This window comes from Thiomonas sp. SCN 64-16 (assembly GCF_001725585.1).
Classification (GTDB): Bacteria; Pseudomonadota; Gammaproteobacteria; order Burkholderiales; family Burkholderiaceae_C; genus Thiomonas; species Thiomonas arsenitoxydans.
On sequence record NZ_MEGQ01000002.1, the window covers coordinates 68,415 to 83,535 of the forward strand.

11 protein-coding genes are annotated in these 15,121 nt (G+C 64.8%); 7 read left to right on the top strand and 4 right to left on the bottom strand.

Features of this window, described 5'->3' with window-relative positions:
• The first annotated feature begins 33 nt into the window (after window positions 1-33).
• The 5 genes from iscU to fdx all read left to right on the top strand — a co-directional run bounded on the left by iscU (window position 34) and on the right by fdx (window position 3,768).
• The gene (gene iscU / locus ABT24_RS00795) at window positions 34-459 is read left to right on the top strand and encodes a Fe-S cluster assembly scaffold IscU (RefSeq protein ID WP_276727235.1); all 426 of its coding nucleotides are present in this window, start codon (window positions 34-36) and stop codon (window positions 457-459) included.
• A 45-nt stretch (window positions 460-504) separates the two neighbouring features.
• Window positions 505-828 (top strand): iron-sulfur cluster assembly protein IscA, encoded by a 324-nt coding sequence (gene iscA / locus ABT24_RS00800; RefSeq protein ID WP_013105371.1) that lies wholly within the window; start codon window positions 505-507, stop codon window positions 826-828.
• A gap of 48 nt (window positions 829-876) precedes the next feature.
• Complete coding sequence (gene hscB / locus ABT24_RS00805) at window positions 877-1,413, top strand: Fe-S protein assembly co-chaperone HscB (RefSeq protein ID WP_276727231.1); 537 nt, start codon at window positions 877-879, stop codon at window positions 1,411-1,413.
• 100 nt (window positions 1,414-1,513) lie between these two features.
• Entirely contained in the window at window positions 1,514-3,409 is a 1,896-nt protein-coding gene (hscA, locus tag ABT24_RS00810; protein ID WP_276727228.1) for a Fe-S protein assembly chaperone HscA, read from the top strand.
• A gap of 20 nt (window positions 3,410-3,429) precedes the next feature.
• The gene (gene fdx / locus ABT24_RS00815) at window positions 3,430-3,768 is read left to right on the top strand and encodes an ISC system 2Fe-2S type ferredoxin (protein WP_013105374.1); all 339 of its coding nucleotides are present in this window, start codon (window positions 3,430-3,432) and stop codon (window positions 3,766-3,768) included.
• A gap of 11 nt (window positions 3,769-3,779) precedes the next feature.
• On the opposite strand, the gene ABT24_RS00820 is transcribed toward fdx, so the two are convergent.
• The 4 genes from ABT24_RS00820 to argA form a co-directional block, all read right to left on the bottom strand.
• The gene (locus ABT24_RS00820) at window positions 3,780-5,189 is read right to left on the bottom strand and encodes an exonuclease domain-containing protein (RefSeq protein WP_276727224.1); all 1,410 of its coding nucleotides are present in this window, start codon (window positions 5,187-5,189) and stop codon (window positions 3,780-3,782) included.
• A 71-nt stretch (window positions 5,190-5,260) separates the two neighbouring features.
• Window positions 5,261-6,391 carry an OmpP1/FadL family transporter gene (locus ABT24_RS00825; protein WP_286737288.1) on the bottom strand — a complete coding sequence of 377 codons (1,131 nt, stop codon included), beginning with the start codon at window positions 6,389-6,391 and terminating at the stop codon, window positions 5,261-5,263.
• Window positions 6,392-6,762: 371 nt separating this feature from the next.
• Complete coding sequence (locus ABT24_RS00830; RefSeq protein WP_013105378.1) at window positions 6,763-7,035, bottom strand: oxidative damage protection protein; 273 nt, start codon at window positions 7,033-7,035, stop codon at window positions 6,763-6,765.
• Window positions 7,036-7,057: 22 nt separating this feature from the next.
• On the bottom strand, window positions 7,058-8,383 hold the full coding sequence (gene argA / locus ABT24_RS00835) for an amino-acid N-acetyltransferase (RefSeq protein ID WP_276727217.1): 1,326 nt from the start codon (window positions 8,381-8,383) through the stop codon (window positions 7,058-7,060).
• A gap of 49 nt (window positions 8,384-8,432) precedes the next feature.
• On the opposite strand from argA, the gene hrpA reads away from it, so the two are divergent.
• A complete protein-coding gene (hrpA, locus tag ABT24_RS00840; protein ID WP_276727214.1) occupies window positions 8,433-12,350 on the top strand; it encodes an ATP-dependent RNA helicase HrpA in 3,918 nt (1,305 codons plus the stop codon).
• A gap of 262 nt (window positions 12,351-12,612) precedes the next feature.
• On the top strand, window positions 12,613-15,117 hold the full coding sequence (locus ABT24_RS00845; protein ID WP_276727211.1) for a heavy metal translocating P-type ATPase: 2,505 nt from the start codon (window positions 12,613-12,615) through the stop codon (window positions 15,115-15,117).
• Window positions 15,118-15,121: the final 4 nt, after the last annotated feature.

A 15,121-nucleotide genomic window follows, 5' to 3' on the forward strand; every position in this document is an offset into this window, starting at 1 on the left:
GCTTCCGGCGAGCGCTTTGAGGAGGACAAGATCATGGCTTACAGTGACAAAGTGGTGGACCACTATGAAAACCCGCGTAACGTGGGCTCTTTTGCCAAGGACGACCCGCAGGTCGGCACCGGCATGGTGGGCGCTCCGGCGTGTGGCGATGTGATGAAGCTGCAGATCCGCGTCAACGATCAAGGCGTGATCGAAGATGCCCGCTTCAAAACCTACGGCTGCGGTTCGGCCATAGCCTCGTCTTCGCTGGTGACCGAGTGGGTCAAGGGCAAGACGCTCGATCAAGCGCTTGAAATTCGCAACAGCCAGATCGCCGAAGAACTGGCGCTGCCGCCGGTCAAGATTCATTGCTCCATCCTGGCCGAAGACGCCATCAAGGCCGCAGTGAGCGATTACCAGCAGCGTCATGGTCGTAATGCCGGGCAAGCGCTAGCCTCTGAGCAGGCCCAGGCAGCCTGAGCGCGCTCAATTAGACGTAGACCAAGGGAATCGAGGGAACCGAAGATGTCAGTCACATTGACCGAGCGCGCGGCCGAGCAGGTGCAGCGCCATCTCGCCAAGCGGGGTGCGGGGCTGGGAGTGCGCCTGGGCATCAAGACCACCGGCTGCTCCGGCATGGCCTACAAGCTCGAATTCGTCGATCAAGCGTCTGAGGAAGATCAGGTGTTCGACAGCCACGGCGTCAAGATTCTGGTCGATCCCAAGAGCCTGGCCTACGTGGACGGCACCGAGCTTGATTTCGTGCGCCAGGGTTTGAACGAAGGCTTCCAGTTCAACAACCCCAACGAAAAAGATCGCTGCGGCTGCGGCGAGTCGTTCCGGGTTTGAGCGGCTTCGGCGCCTTGCTCATGGACGTCGCTCGGCGCCTTTGATCTGATGGATCTCGCTCAGTCTTATTTCGCCCTGTTCGGCCTTCCCGAAACCTTTTCCCTCGACGCAGCGCAGTTGGAACGGGCCCGGCTCGCGGTGCAGTCGCAAGTGCATCCCGACCGATTCGCCTCCGGCTCAGATCGCGACAAGCGTCTGGCCATGCAAATGGCAGCGCAGGCCAACGCGGCCTACCTCACCCTCAAGAACCCGGTTCAGCGCGCGTCCTACCTGTGCGAGCGGCGTGGTGTGGCGGTGCAGGCGGAGAACAACACCGCCATGCCCACCGAATTTCTGATGCAGCAGATGCAATGGCGCGAAGCGCTCGATGAGTTGCGGGAAGCGGCCGATGCAAGCGGGCTTCATGCCTTGCAGGTCGAGGTGCAGGCGCAGCGCGCTCAGCGCATCGAAGTCATTCGTCAGGCGCTCGATGAACAGAACGTCCCTCAAGCGGCCGCCGAGCAGGTGCGCGCCCTGTTGTTTCTCGACCGTTTTGTCGAAGAGCTGCGGCGCACAGCCGATGCTTTGCCGCAGCCTTCCGTTTGATGCCCGCTTGATGCCTGTTTGATACTCGATTGATTTCATTTCCTCGCTCCGGCACTTCAAGTCAACCTCGGCCGAGCTGAGCGATTACCTCCCTTTTGCCATGGCCCTGTTGCAAATCTCCGAACCTGGACAATCGCCCGACCCGCACCAGCACCGACGTGCCGTGGGCATTGATCTGGGCACCACGCATTCACTTGTCGCCGCCGTGCTCAGCGGCACACCGCAATGTCTGCCCGACGCGCTGGGAGAGGTGCTGCTGCCCTCCGTGGTGCACTACCACGCTGATGGCCGCGCCGAAGTGGGCCTGCGCGCGCGTGAAGAGCAGGCGCTCGATCCGGCCAATACCCTCGTTTCGGTCAAACGCTATATGGGTCGCAGCCCGAGCGATCTGCCGCCGACGGCGCTCGCGCATTACCGCATCAATCACGATGCGCGCATGGTCCGATTCCAGACCGCCGCTGGCGAGATGACGCCGGTTCAAGTCTCGGCCGACATCCTGCGCGTGCTGCGCTGGCGCGCCGAAGACACGCTGGGCGGCGAGCTGGTCGGTGCGGTGATCACCGTGCCCGCCTACTTCGACGATGCCCAGCGCCAGGCGACCAAGGACGCCGCGCAACTCGCGGGTTTGCATGTGCTGCGCCTTATCAACGAACCCACGGCCGCGGCGCTGGCCTACGGGCTCGATCATGGCGCCGAAGGTCTGTATGTCATTTACGACCTGGGCGGAGGTACCTTCGATCTTTCCGTGCTGCGGCTGAGCAAAGGAGTGTTCGAGGTGGTCGCCACCAGCGGCGACACAGCGCTGGGCGGTGACGATTTCGACCAGCGCATCGAGGCGCTGATGCGGCAGCAGGCCGGCAATCCCGAGCTGTCAGCCAGCCTGCAACGGCGGTGGCGCATGGCCGCACGCCAAGCCAAAGAAGCGCTGAGCGCGGCCAGCTCGGTGGAATACACCGTGGCACTGGCCGATGGGGCCTCTCACACCGGCACTTTGCAGCGCGACGATTTCGAGCAGGCCAGCGCCGATCTGGTGCAACGCACCCTCGCGCTGTTGCGGCGCGCTTTGAGCGACGCGCGGGTCAGTGCCTCAGACGTGCAGGGCGTGGTGCTCGTGGGCGGCGCCACGCGCATGCCCATGATTCGCCAGGCGGTTGCGCGCGTCATGGGCAAGGCGCCGCTCACCGATCTCAATCCTGACGAAGTGGTGGCGCTGGGCGCAGCCATTCAGGCCAACGCGCTGGCGGGCAATGCCGGGGCCGACGATGTATTGCTGCTCGACGTCATTCCCCTGTCGCTCGGCGTCGAGACCATGGGCGGGCTGGTCGAGCACATTCTGCCGCGCAACAGCACCATTCCACAGGCGCGAGCACAAGATTTCACAACCTTCCGCGACGGGCAGACCGCCATGGCCATTCATGTGGTGCAGGGCGAGCGCGAACTGGTGAGCGACTGTCGTTCGCTAGCGCGCTTCGAGCTGCGCGGCATTCCGCCCATGGTGGCGGGCGCCGCGCGTATCCGCGTGACCTTCGCGGTCGATGCCGACGGTCTGCTCGAAGTCAACGCACAAGAGCTGACCACCGGCGTGCAGGCCCAGGTGCAGGTCAAACCGGCTTACGGCCTGGACGACGCGCAAATCGCGCAGATGCTGCACGACAGCGTGGCCCACGCCCAAGACGACCGCGACGCCCGCATGCTGCAGGAAGCGCGGGTGGACGCCCAGGCCCTGCTGGCCGCCACACGCAACGCCATGCAGCTCGACCGCGACCTGCTGAGCGAGCAGGAAGTCGCGCAGATTCACACCGACATGGCCGCTCTGGCGCAGGCCGAACAAGGCGGCGACATCGATCAGATCCGCCTCGCCACCGAGGCGCTGACGCGGCAGACCGATGCGTTTGCCGAGCGGCGCATGAACCGCAGCATTCAACGCGCGCTGGCGGGTCAATCCGTCGATCAGATCGCGCAGCTCACCGACACGCCGTCCAGCACGGCGTCCTGAGACTTTTCTCGATTATCCCCATGCCCATCATCACGGTTCTGCCGCATCCCGAATACTGCCCGCAAGGCAAACAAGTCAGCGCCGGGCGCGGCACCTCGATTTGCGAGGCCCTGCTGGAAAACGGCGTGCCCATCGAACACGCCTGCGACATGCAATGCGCCTGCACCACCTGTCATGTGGTGGTGCGCAAGGGCTATGACAGCTTGGGCGAACTCGACGAAAGCGAAGAAGATCTGCTCGACCGCGCCTGGGGACTGGAGCCCACCTCGCGTCTATCCTGCCAGGCCATTCTGGCTGACGAAGACGTGACCATCGAGATTCCGAAATACTCGATTAATCACGCCAAGGAACACGGCTGAGCCGTCGCGGTTCACCGCCGACGGATCAGATCGGGCGGCGGGCCCTTGGCGCCTGATAGACGGCTTAGCAGCAGACGATAGATGTCCAGGTCGAAGCCGCCGCTCTTGGTCTCGTGTCGGCTCTCCATCAACTCGGCCACATCGGTTTCGCAACGCGCCGTGCCCAGATGCCGCCATTGGTCGAATACATGCACCTCGGTGCGATCCTGCTCAAGGCTGTGCTCGCGCAGACCGACGGGCCCGGCGTAAGGCCAAGCACGCAGCCGTTCCGCAGCCAGCGCCAGCTGCAGGCGGGCGTGATGCCGCTCGGCTGATTCGAGGCCGCAGCACACCCCCTTGCACTGACCGATTTGCTGCGCGAAGCAGCGGCCCTTGCCCGATTCAAGCCCCACCGCCTGCGGGCACAGCGCGTGGCGCTGGACGAGGGCGCGTAAGGCCTCGACAGCCTGTCGCTTGCTCCGGTAACAGCCATACAACTGCGGGAAAAATCGCGGATCGAGTTCGTCACCGCGCATCAGCGTGAGCAGCGGCCGAGCCACGGGATCTTCCGCCAACCGCCATGCACAAAGCTGTCGCTCACGGCGCAGTTGCCGGTTGAGCAGGGGCTGTAGCTCTTTAATGAGCCGCATCTCCAGCAGCAGGGCGCCAAACTCACCCGCCGTCTCGCGCCATTCGACCCGCCGCACCTCCTGCGCCAGGCGCAATTCCCGCGCGTCGCGGTGATCCGCCTGAAAGTGCGACAGCACCCGGGCGCGCAGGCGCACGCTCTTGCCGATATAGAGCGGTACTTCACCTTCGCCGTAGAACAGATAGACCCCGGGCGCTTCGGGAATGTCGTCCACCGGGGTTTCCAGATGCGGCGGCAGGCTCGCACTGCCGCACAACAACTCCTGCGCGGCAGTCTGCACCGCAGCGGTACCCAGTTCCGTCTGGGCGATATGCAGCCATTGATGCAGTAGCTCGACATCGCCCATCGCCCGATGGCGCGCCGTGGTGTGCAGCCCGTGGCGGCGCATGATGGCGTCCAGCCCATGCCCGCGGGCCTGCGGGTAGAGCTTGCGCGAGAGGCGCACGGTGCACAGAGTTTTCACCCGCAGATCCACCCCTTCGCGCGCCGCGGCCTGTTTCAGAAAACCGTGGTCGAAGCGCACGTTATGCGCCACGAGCACGGCCCCGTCCAGCACGGCGAGCAGTTCGGGCAGCACCTCGCCAAACGCCGGAGCCCCCGCCACCATGGCGTCGTCGATACCGGTGAGCTGCTGGATGAAAGGCGGAATGCGCTGTCCCGGATTGAGCAGCCGACTCCACTTCGCCACCACTTCCCCCTGCTCAACCCGCATGACCGCCACTTCGGTGATGCGATCGAGCACCGGGTTAGAGCCGGTGGTTTCGAGATCGAGTAGAACGTAGCAGGGCAGCATGGCTGGAATTGTCGGGGAAACGGGAATAAAAAAACCGCAGCCGAGGCCGCGGTTTTCTGGGTTGGGGCGGGTCAGAACTTCCAGCCCACCGATACGCCCAGAGTGTTCTGGGACATGGACAGGTCCTCGGTGCCACCGGGGCCATAAGGCGGCGGTGCGAGATTGCCAGTCACGTCGCTCTTGAAGGCGTGGATGTAATCGGCCGAGACTTCCATCGTGTTGCTTACAGCGTAGGTCATGCCCAGCGTGAGGTGATCCTTGATCACCCCAGGAGCAATGGTGTTGAAGAACACATTCTGCGAGGTGACCGGATTGTCGCTGTGGTTCCACCCGGCGCGCACCGTCAAAGCCTGGTCGACCGCATAAGCCACGCCGAGTTTGACAACGGTGATGTTTTTCCAGCCGAAGCCAGGGCCATTCGGGGCGCCAAGGGGGTTCTGCAGAAAGGTGGTCGATGTGTTGCCGATCGCGCTGACGTCGCTGTAGAGAATGCGTTCAACATCACCAGCAACCGTCAGCGGGCCAGTTTTCCAGGCAAAGCCGATACCGTAATTCGCCGGAATATCAAAGCTGCCGCTGTCAGCAAACAGACCGCTGTATTTGCTGAATTTGCTCATGTGCGTCTTGGGCTGATAGGTGGCGCCAAGCGAGAAACCGGGTGCCAGTTCGCCAATCCAGCCGATGCGCACGCCGACGCCATTGGAGGAATCGTGTCCGTTATCCGTCAGATTCGAGGGGGATTGCGATGCCATAGAAAAAGCACCCAGGCCATTTGCTCGGAAGGTTTGATGCACCAGATTCACTGCCACGCCGATGGTTTGAGTCGGCGTTACGCGCCAGGCGAAACTGGGCGAAATGAACATCTGTTGCAGATCGACGCCGGCGCCATTGGCCAGACCCGTCATGGATCCGCCGATGTTGCTGTAGCCCGAGTTCATCCCGCCGTTGCCATACAAGCTCACGCCAGCCGACATGGTCGGGTTGATCATGTAGTTGGCGCCGATTTCCGGGATGATGAAGTTCTGCTGATCATTGCCGCTGTAGGTCGTGCCGTTGATTTTGGCCTCACGGTTCGGGCGGAACAGACTGAGCCCACCGTCAACACGATTACCGATCAGGGCCATGCCAGCCGGGTTGGTAGCGGCGGCCAGCGCGTCTTGTGGCAGGGCGATGCCCACGCCGCCCATGCCGTTGGCCTTCACGCTGAAGCCGGGCTGGAAGTACCCGTCGGTCGCGTGCGCTGCCGGAAGGGCGATGCCGGCCAGGGCCAGCGAGAGTGCCAGTTTTTTCAGATGCATTCTTTTGTCTCCTACCGAGCGAGCAGCCCGGCCTCCATAGGTGGTTGATGGCGCCGCTCCAACACGGCGATGACTCGAAATACTGATTTGAGTATTTGAGGCTGAGGTGATGTTAGGAGGACATGCGCATACACCACATTGTGTTTAGTGTTGATTGCGCGACTGTGTGAATTGTTGTAGGAATCCGGAAAAGCCGCACAAAATACTGCATAGAGTATTCGTGCGGTGAGTGTGCGGTATCTGTATTGCGTCCAGCTTCAGGCTGCTCAGTTAACTCAGGCTGTGGGCGGCACATAGCCTTGCGGCATTTCGGCGCCTTCGCCGAAAAAGTATTTTTCCATCTGCCGCGCCAGGTATTGGCGGGCGCGGGCATCGGCCAGGTTGAGGCGGTTTTCATTCACCAGCATGGTTTGGTGTTTGAGCCAGGCGGCCCAGGCCTCTTTGGAGACGTTGTTGTAGATGCGTGCGCCGAGTTCGCCGGGGTAGGGAGCGAAATCGAGGCCTTCAGCCTCGCGGCCGAGTTTGATGCAGTGAATCGTGCGTGCCATGAAAGTGTCCTTTATTGAGGTTTCAACCGAGATGTTTGACCAGCACACGCGAGCGTCGCTGGTCGTCGTAGCGCAGGCGGCGCTCGGGCGGCAGCCATTCGCGCTCGACCAGCACGAAGCCCCGCTTGAGAAACCAGTGCATGGTGCGGGTGGTGAGCACAAAAATGCTGTGCAGTCCCAGCGCCCGAGCGCGTTGTTCGATGTGTTTGAGGATGCGCTCGCCATCGCCCTGACCTTGGGCGGACGGGTGAACGGTGAGCGCGGCCATTTCGCCGGTTTTCTGCTCGGCGTAGGGGTAGAGCGCGGCGCAGCCGAAGATGATGCCGTCGTGCTCCAGTACGGTGTAGTAGCTGATGTCGCGTTCGATTTCGGTGCGGCTACGTTTGACCAGCACGCCTTGTTCTTCCAGCGGCTCGATGAGTTGCAGGATGCCGCCCACGTCGTCGGCCGTGGCTTGCCGCAGATGTTCGAGATGCTCGTCGGCGATCATGGTGCCCACGCCGTCGTGGGTGAAGAGTTCGAGCAGCAGCGAGCCGTCGATGGCAAACGGCACGATGTGCGCTCGCGTCACGCCGCCGCGCACGGCGCGCACCGCGTGGCGCAAATAAAACGCGGTGTCGGTGGGCTGTTGCGGATCGGGCAGGCGCGACAGCAGGCTCTCGGCCTGCGCGACGGTCAGTTCGGGGATGAGGTTGTGCGCATCGTCGATCACGCCGTCCACCTCGGTGATCAGCACGAGCTTTTCCGCCTTGATGGCCGCGCCCACGCTGCTGGCCACGTCTTCCATGCTGAGGTTGAAGGCCTCGCCCGTAGGCGAGTAGCCGAAGGGCGACATTAGCACGACCGCGCCATATTCCAGCGCGCGCTGAATGGTGGGCGCATCGACCTTGCGGACCAGCCCGGTGTGCTGGAAATCAAGGCCGTCGATCACGCCTACGGGGCGGGCGATGATGAAGTTGCCCGACACCACGCGTACGGTGGCGCCGGCCATCGGCGTGTTGGGCAGGCCTTGCGAGAACGTGGCTTCGATCTCGAAGCGCAACTGGCCTGCGGCTTCCTGCGCGGCATCGAGCGCGACTTCATCGGTCACCCGCATGCCATGCGAGTAGCGCGCGCCCACGCCCTTTTCGCGCAACTGCGCTTCGACCTGCGGACGAAAGCCGTGCACCAGCACGATGCGCACGCCCATCGCGGTGAGCAGCGCAACATCCTGCACCAGCGCATTGAGGCGTCCGGCCGCGATCAATTCGCCGGCGATGGCGACCACAAAGGTCTTGCCGCGATGGGCATGGATGTAAGGCGCGACGGAGCGCAGCCAATCGACGAATTGCTCTTGCTGGGCGATCATGGCCCGATTATCCGAAAATGTCGAGTTGCTTTTGTTTTTGATGTCTTCCATGCCCGAATCCACCGCCGCCCGACCCCCACGCCAGCGCCTTGCTGCCGCGCCGCGCAAGCCTGTGGCGGCGACGCCCGTGGGCGAAGTGCGCTTTCCTGAAGATCTGCCGGTTTCGCTGCGGCGCGAGGACATCGCGCGTGCGCTGCGCGAGCATCAGGTGGTGATCGTCTGCGGCGAAACCGGATCGGGCAAGACCACGCAGTTGCCCAAGATCGCGCTGTCCATCGGGCGCGGGCTGGGAGCGGGCGGAACGGGGCTGATCGGTCACACCCAGCCGCGGCGGCTGGCGGCGGTGAGCATCGCCCGGCGGATTGCGCAAGAACTCGGCAGCGAGCTGGGCGCGATTGCCGGATACAAGGTGCGCTTCAACGACCGACTGCAGCCCGGTGCGTCGATCAAGCTGATGACCGACGGCATCTTGCTGGCGGAAACCCAGACCGACCCGCTGCTGCGTGCCTACGACACCCTGATCATCGACGAGGCGCATGAGCGCAGCCTGAACATCGACGTGCTGCTGGGCTACCTCAAACAGTTGCTGCCGCGCCGTCCTGATCTGAAGGTGATCGTGACCTCGGCCACCATCGATGCGCAGCGGTTTGCGGAGCACTTTGCCGATGTTTCGGGCAGCCTTGCTCCAGTCATCGAAGTTTCGGGGCGGCTGTATCCGGTGGAAGTGCGTTGGCGTCCGTTCGGCATCGACAAGGGTGATGACCGCGACCAGTCTGCGGCGATCTGCGATGCGGTGGACGAGCTTTGGCGGCTCGGCTCCGGCGACATTCTGGTGTTTCTGCCTGGCGAGCGCGAAATCCGCGAAGCCGAGGCGGCGCTGCGCAAACACCATCTCGACACCAAGCGCGTCGGCGTGGAGATCCTGCCGCTGTACGCCCGCCTGTCGCAGGCCGAGCAAGACCGCGTGTTCTCCTCGGGCGGCGCACGGCGCATCGTGCTGGCGACCAATGTGGCCGAGACCTCGCTCACCGTGCCTGGCATCCGCTACGTCATCGACGCTGGTCTGGCGCGGGTGAAACGCTACAGCTACCGCAACAAGGTGGAAATGCTGCAGGTCGAGCCCATCAGCCAGGCGGCGGCGCAGCAACGCGCGGGCCGTTGCGGCCGGGTGGCCAACGGCGTGTGCATCCGGCTGTACGACGAAGCCGAGTTCGCCGAGCGGCCGCGCTTCACCACGCCGGAGATCCAGCGGTCTTCGCTGGCCGCCGTCATTCTGCGCATGAAGGCGCTGGGGCTGGATTCCATCGAGCAGTTTCCGTTCATCGAGCCGCCGCCGGGCAAGGCGATTGCCGACGGCTACCAGCTGCTCACCGAACTGGGCGCGGTGGACGACCGCAATGCGCTCACCCCTCTGGGCCGCGAGCTTGCCCGACTGCCGCTGGACCCGCGTATCGGCCGCATGATTCTCGAAGCCCGCAACCGCGAGGCGCTGACCGAAGTGCTGATCATCGCCGCGGCGCTTTCGGTGCAAGACCCGCGCGAACGTCCCGCCGAGGCGCAGCAGGCAGCCGATGAAGCGCATCGCAAGTTCAGCGACGAGCGCTCCGAATTTCTCGGCTGGCTCAAGCTCTGGGCGCATTACCACGCGGCCATTGCCCACAAAAAATCGCAGCGCAAATTGTGGGGCGAACTGCGTGGTCAGTATCTGTCGCCGCTGCGCCTGCGCGAATGGCATGACGTGCACAGCCAGCTCCACACCCTGGTAGCCGAGCAGGGCTGGCGGCTCAACACGACCGAAGCCACCTTTGAGCAGATTCATTGCGCTTTGCTCAGCGGCCTGCTCGGCAACGTGGGCTACAAGGGCGATGACGATGCCCAGTACCTAGGCGCGAGAGGCATTCGCTTTGCCATCCATCCGTCGTCGCCGCTGGGGCGCAAGGCCGGGCGGTGGATCATGGCGGCGGAGCTGGTGGAAACCACGCGGCTGTACGCCCGCGGCGTAGCGCGCATCGAGCCGCTGTGGCTGGAGCGCGTGGGCGCGCACCTGCTCAAGACCAGCCTGCTCGATCCGCATTGGGAAAAGAAGCCAGCGCAAGTCACTGCCTTCGAGCGCGCGACGCTGTACGGACTGGTGGTTTACAACCAGCGACGGGTGGATTTCGGCCGTTTCGACCCCAAGCAGGCGCGCGAGATCTTTCTGCGCGAGGCCCTGGTGGCGGGCGAGTGGGACTGCCGCTGGCCGTTTTTCCAGCACAACCAGGCGCTGATCTCCGACATCGAACGTCTCGAACACAAGGCGCGGCGGCTCGACGTGCTGGTGGACGAAGAACTGATCTACGCCTTCTACGACCAGCAAGTGCCCGACGAAGTGCACGGCGGCGCTAGTTTCGACCGCTGGTATCGCGATGCGGTGCGGGCCGAGCCGAAGCTGCTGTTCCTGCAGCGCGACGAGTTGATGCGCCACGAAGCGGCCGGCATCACCACCGAGACGTTTCCCAACCGCCTTAAGCTCGGCGCGCTGGAACTGCAGCTCGACTACACCTTCGACCCCGGCGGCGCGCGCGACGGCGTCACATTGCAGGCGCCGCTGGCCGCGCTCAACCAGATACCGGCGCAGCGGCTGCAATGGCTGGTGCCGGGGCTGCTGAAGGAAAAGATTCTGGCGCTGCTCAAAAGTCTGCCGCAGCGCCCGCGTTCGCGCCTCGTGCCGCTGCCGCAAACCGCCGAGGCGTTCGCCGCGCAGCTCACGACGGCCGAGCGATTTGGCCAGGGCGATCTGCTCGACGCCTTGCGCGATCTGGTGCGCGAGCACACCGGGCTGGCGCTGCAGCGCACCGATTTCAAGCTCGAAACCCTCGGGCCTCATCTGTTTTTCAACGTGCAGGTGATCGACGCCCACGGACGGCGCATCGACGTCGGGCGAGACATTGACAAACTGCGCTCCAATCACGGCCAGGCTTCACGCAGCGCGTTCGCCGAACTGGCCAAGCTGCGCACCGGGCTGTCGCCGCAAAAAAGCGCCAAGGCACCGTCCGAAGCCCCGGCGCCTCCCCGCGCGACGCCCGGCGCGGCGGCCGCAGCACCGAGCGAGGCGCCCATCAATGTGCCCACCGATGCGCTGCAAGGACTGACCGATTGGACCTTCGACGCTCTGCCCGAACTGCTGGAACTACGCCGGGGCGCGCACACCCTGATCGGCTTTCCCGCCCTGGTGGACAAGGGCGCTGCGGTCGATGTGGAGGTGTTCGACACTGCCGAGGAAGCCGCGCGGTTGAATCGCGGCGGCCTGCGCCGTCTGTTCGCCCTGCAGCTGCGCGATCAGATCAAGCATGCAGAAAAAAATCTGCCCGGATTCCAGCAGGCGGCGATGCAGTTCATGTCGCTGGGCACGGCTGAACTGTTGCGCGCGCAGATTGTGGATGCGGCGCTCGACCGGGCCTTTCTCGCCGAGCCGCTGCCTGCCGACAAGCCCGCCTTCGCCCAACGCTTGAGTGAGGGCAAGCCTCGCTTTCAACTGCTGGCCGCCGAAATGGCGCGGCTGGCGGCGCAGATTCTGGATGAATACGCGCAAGTGCAGAAAAAACTCGCCGCGTTCAAGAACCAGCCCGCGCTGCACGCCGACATCCGCGCCCAGCTGCAGGCCTTGTTGCCCCCGCGTTTCATCGCCGAAACGCCGCCCGCGCAAATCGCGCACTTTCCCCGCTATCTGCAGGCCATCGGGCGGCGGCTGGATAAATTTCGCACCGATCCGGCCCGTGATGCGCAACTCGGCACCCAGCTCGCCCCTTGGCTCACCCGCTGGCAGCGCGAGGCGGCGAGCTATCACGGGCACCTGCCGCCACGCCTGCAAGAGCTGCGCTGGCTGCTCGAAGAATTGCGGGTGTCGCTGTTCGCCCAAGAACTGCGCACGCCCATGCCGGTATCGCTCAAGCGTCTGGAAAAAGTCTGGGCGCAGTGGCAGGGCTGATCCCAGACTGTCCATTAGGCGGGGCTTTGCCCCTACACGGGCGCTGGCGGGCGGTTTGGGGCGTCTTGGCCCCCGCGCTTCGCGCCCACAGCGACGGCTATGGGCTTGTCGCGCAGGGGCCAATCCATCCCCAAGCCGCCGCGCCATCATTCCGTGTCCTAATGAACAATCTGGGCTGATCCGGGAATACCCTCGACAATGTATAGATACTTCTTGATACATCTCAAGGCGGGGTGAGGGCGCAGTTTCTAGCATGGTCATCATGTCGAGTTCCATCCTTCCCCTATCCGGCGCCCCCAATCAGATGCCGAAGCTCCCTGCTGAAGCGACCGGCTGCTATCACTGCAGCCTGCCTTTGGGCGACGCGCCGGTGCGCATGGAATTGGACGGGCAGTGGCGCAGCTTTTGCTGCCAGGGCTGTGCGGCGGCCGCCGAGATCATCGTGCAGGGCGGGTTGTGCGCCTATTACGACCGCCGCACCGCAGGCGAAGGCGCGCTGGCCGCGCTGCCGCGCGAAGAGATCGACAAACTCCATCAACAGTGGATGGCGCTGGCCGACCCGGCGTTTCTCTCTGCCTATGCCACGTCGCTGGGCGAGGGCCGGTGGAGCACTCAGATTGCGGTCGATGGCATTCATTGCGGCGCCTGCGTCTGGCTGATCGAGCAGCGGCTGCGGGCCATTCCGGGCGTGCTCGCCGCCACGGTGAACTACTCCACCCGCCGCGTGGCGTTGCAGTGGGACGCCAACACCGTACAACTGGCTCAGGTGTTTCAGGCGCTGGCCGAGGTGGGTTATCGCCCGCTGCCCAACGCGCGTCACCAAAGCGAGCTCAACCACCGCCGCGCCCGTCGTCTGGCCATATTGCGCACCCTCGTGGCCTGGCTGGCGATGATGCAGGTGATGATGTTCGCCTGGCCGGGCTACCTCGATGCCGAGGGGCTCAACGCGGCAGAGCAGGGCATTTTCCAGTGGGGCAGCCTGGCGCTTACCTTGCCCGCCTTGCTTTTTTCCGGCTGGCCTTTCCTCATGGGGGCGCTGCGCGACGTGCGCAACCGTCGCCTGGGGATGGACGTGCCCGTCACTCTCGGTCTGTGGAGCGCGTTTGCCGCCAGTGTGTGGAGCGTGCTGCACGGCCAGAGCCATGTGTATTTTGATTCGGTGGTGATGTTTCTTGCTCTGTTGCTCACCGCGCGCCTGATCGAAGACGGCCTGCGCCAGCGCAGCCTGAACGCGGCCGAGGAACTGATGGAACAACTGCCCGCCGCCGTGCGGGTGCGAGCCAGCGGCGAAGAAGAGTGGCGCAGCGTGGCCATCACCCAGGTGCGTGCGGGCGATGAGGTGGAGTTGCCCAGCGGCAGCGCCGCCGCGGTGGACGGCGTGGTGATCTCGGGCGCGTCATTAGTGGACGAAGCCCTGCTCACCGGTGAGAGCCGCGCAGTGCCCAAACAGGCGGGCGATGCCATTCTGGCGGGCAGCATGAACCGGCAATCGCCGCTGATCGTGCGGGCCACGCAAACCGGCGCGGGCACGCGCATCGCGCAGATGGTCGAGCTGATGCAGCATGCGCTGGCCAGCAAGCCGCGCTCGGCCCAGTTGGCCGACATCGCCGCGCAATGGTTCACGCTGGGTTTGCTGGCGGTGGCTGCGCTTACCGTGCTGCTGTGGTGGTGGCTCGATCCGGCGCGCATCGTGCCAACACTGGTGGCCGTGCTGGTGGTGAGCTGTCCCTGTGCCTTGTCGCTGGCGGTGCCTGCGGCGCTGGCGGCGTCCACCGCGCAACTCTCGCGGCACGGCGTGCTGCTCGCTCGCGGTCACGCGCTCGACCGTGCGCCGCAGGTCGATCTCTGGTTGTTCGACAAGACCGGCACGCTGACCACGGCCGAACCCGTTGTCTCGGCCGTGCGCCTGCTCGATCCGTCCTACAGCCGTGAACAGGTGCTGGCGCTGGCGCGCGCGCTGGAGCAGGGGGTGCAGCATCCGCTCGCGCGGGCGTTCATGGCGTCCGCCGGGCAGGACGATGCCGTAGAAACGGTGCAGGATTTGCGCGTTGTGCCGCATGGCGGCATGCAGGGCGTGTGGCAGGGACAGACGCTGCGGCTGGGGCATGCAGCCTTCTCGGGTGTGGCGCAGGCGCAGCCGCCCGAAGCCAGCGATATTCCGCTTACCCGGCTTGGCCTGAGCCTCGATGGGCGGGCGCTGGCCGTGTTCGACATCGCCGAAACGCTGCGCCCCGGTGCGCAGGAGGCCTTGCAGTCGCTGCAAGCCGCTGGCGCGGAGGTTGCGGTGTTGTCGGGTGATGCGGTACGCACCGTTCAGGCCTGGGCCGAGCGGCTCGGCGTGGCGCGCGCCGAGGGCGGCCTGAGCCCGGAGGACAAGCTCGAACGCGTGCGCCAATGGCGCGCGCAGGGGCGGGTGGTGGCGATGGTGGGTGACGGGGTGAACGATGCCCCGGTGCTGGCGGCAGCCGATCTCTCGGTGAGCTTTGCCGGCGCCGCGCCGATTGCCCGGGCCGGGGCCGATGTCATCTTGCATCACCCGGACATGCGCGCCTTGCCGCGGCTGGTCGCCACCGGACGGCGCACGGTGGGCGTGATGCGGCAGAACCTGATCTGGGCCGTGGTCTACAACCTGCTGGCGATTCCGCTGGCGGTGGCGGGCTTCATCACCCCGGTCTGGGCGGCGGTTGGCATGAGTACCTCCTCGCTGCTGGTGGTGCTCAATGCAGCCCGCCTGGCGCGCCGCGATCGTGCTGCGCCCAATCTTTGAAAGT

Coding starts and splice junctions, on each gene's coding strand:
- ABT24_RS00845 (WP_276727211.1), top strand. CDS start 12,613: ATGTCGAGTTCCATCCTTCCCCTATCCGGCGCCCCCAATCAGATGCCG.
- ABT24_RS00820 (WP_276727224.1), bottom strand. CDS start 5,189: ATGCTGCCCTGCTACGTTCTACTCGATCTCGAAACCACCGGCTCTAAC.
- hscB (WP_276727231.1), top strand. CDS start 877: ATGGATCTCGCTCAGTCTTATTTCGCCCTGTTCGGCCTTCCCGAAACC.
- iscA (WP_013105371.1), top strand. CDS start 505: ATGTCAGTCACATTGACCGAGCGCGCGGCCGAGCAGGTGCAGCGCCAT.
- ABT24_RS00830 (WP_013105378.1), bottom strand. CDS start 7,035: ATGGCACGCACGATTCACTGCATCAAACTCGGCCGCGAGGCTGAAGGC.
- argA (WP_276727217.1), bottom strand. CDS start 8,383: ATGATCGCCCAGCAAGAGCAATTCGTCGATTGGCTGCGCTCCGTCGCG.
- hrpA (WP_276727214.1), top strand. CDS start 8,433: ATGCCCGAATCCACCGCCGCCCGACCCCCACGCCAGCGCCTTGCTGCC.
- iscU (WP_276727235.1), top strand. CDS start 34: ATGGCTTACAGTGACAAAGTGGTGGACCACTATGAAAACCCGCGTAAC.
- hscA (WP_276727228.1), top strand. CDS start 1,514: ATGGCCCTGTTGCAAATCTCCGAACCTGGACAATCGCCCGACCCGCAC.
- fdx (WP_013105374.1), top strand. CDS start 3,430: ATGCCCATCATCACGGTTCTGCCGCATCCCGAATACTGCCCGCAAGGC.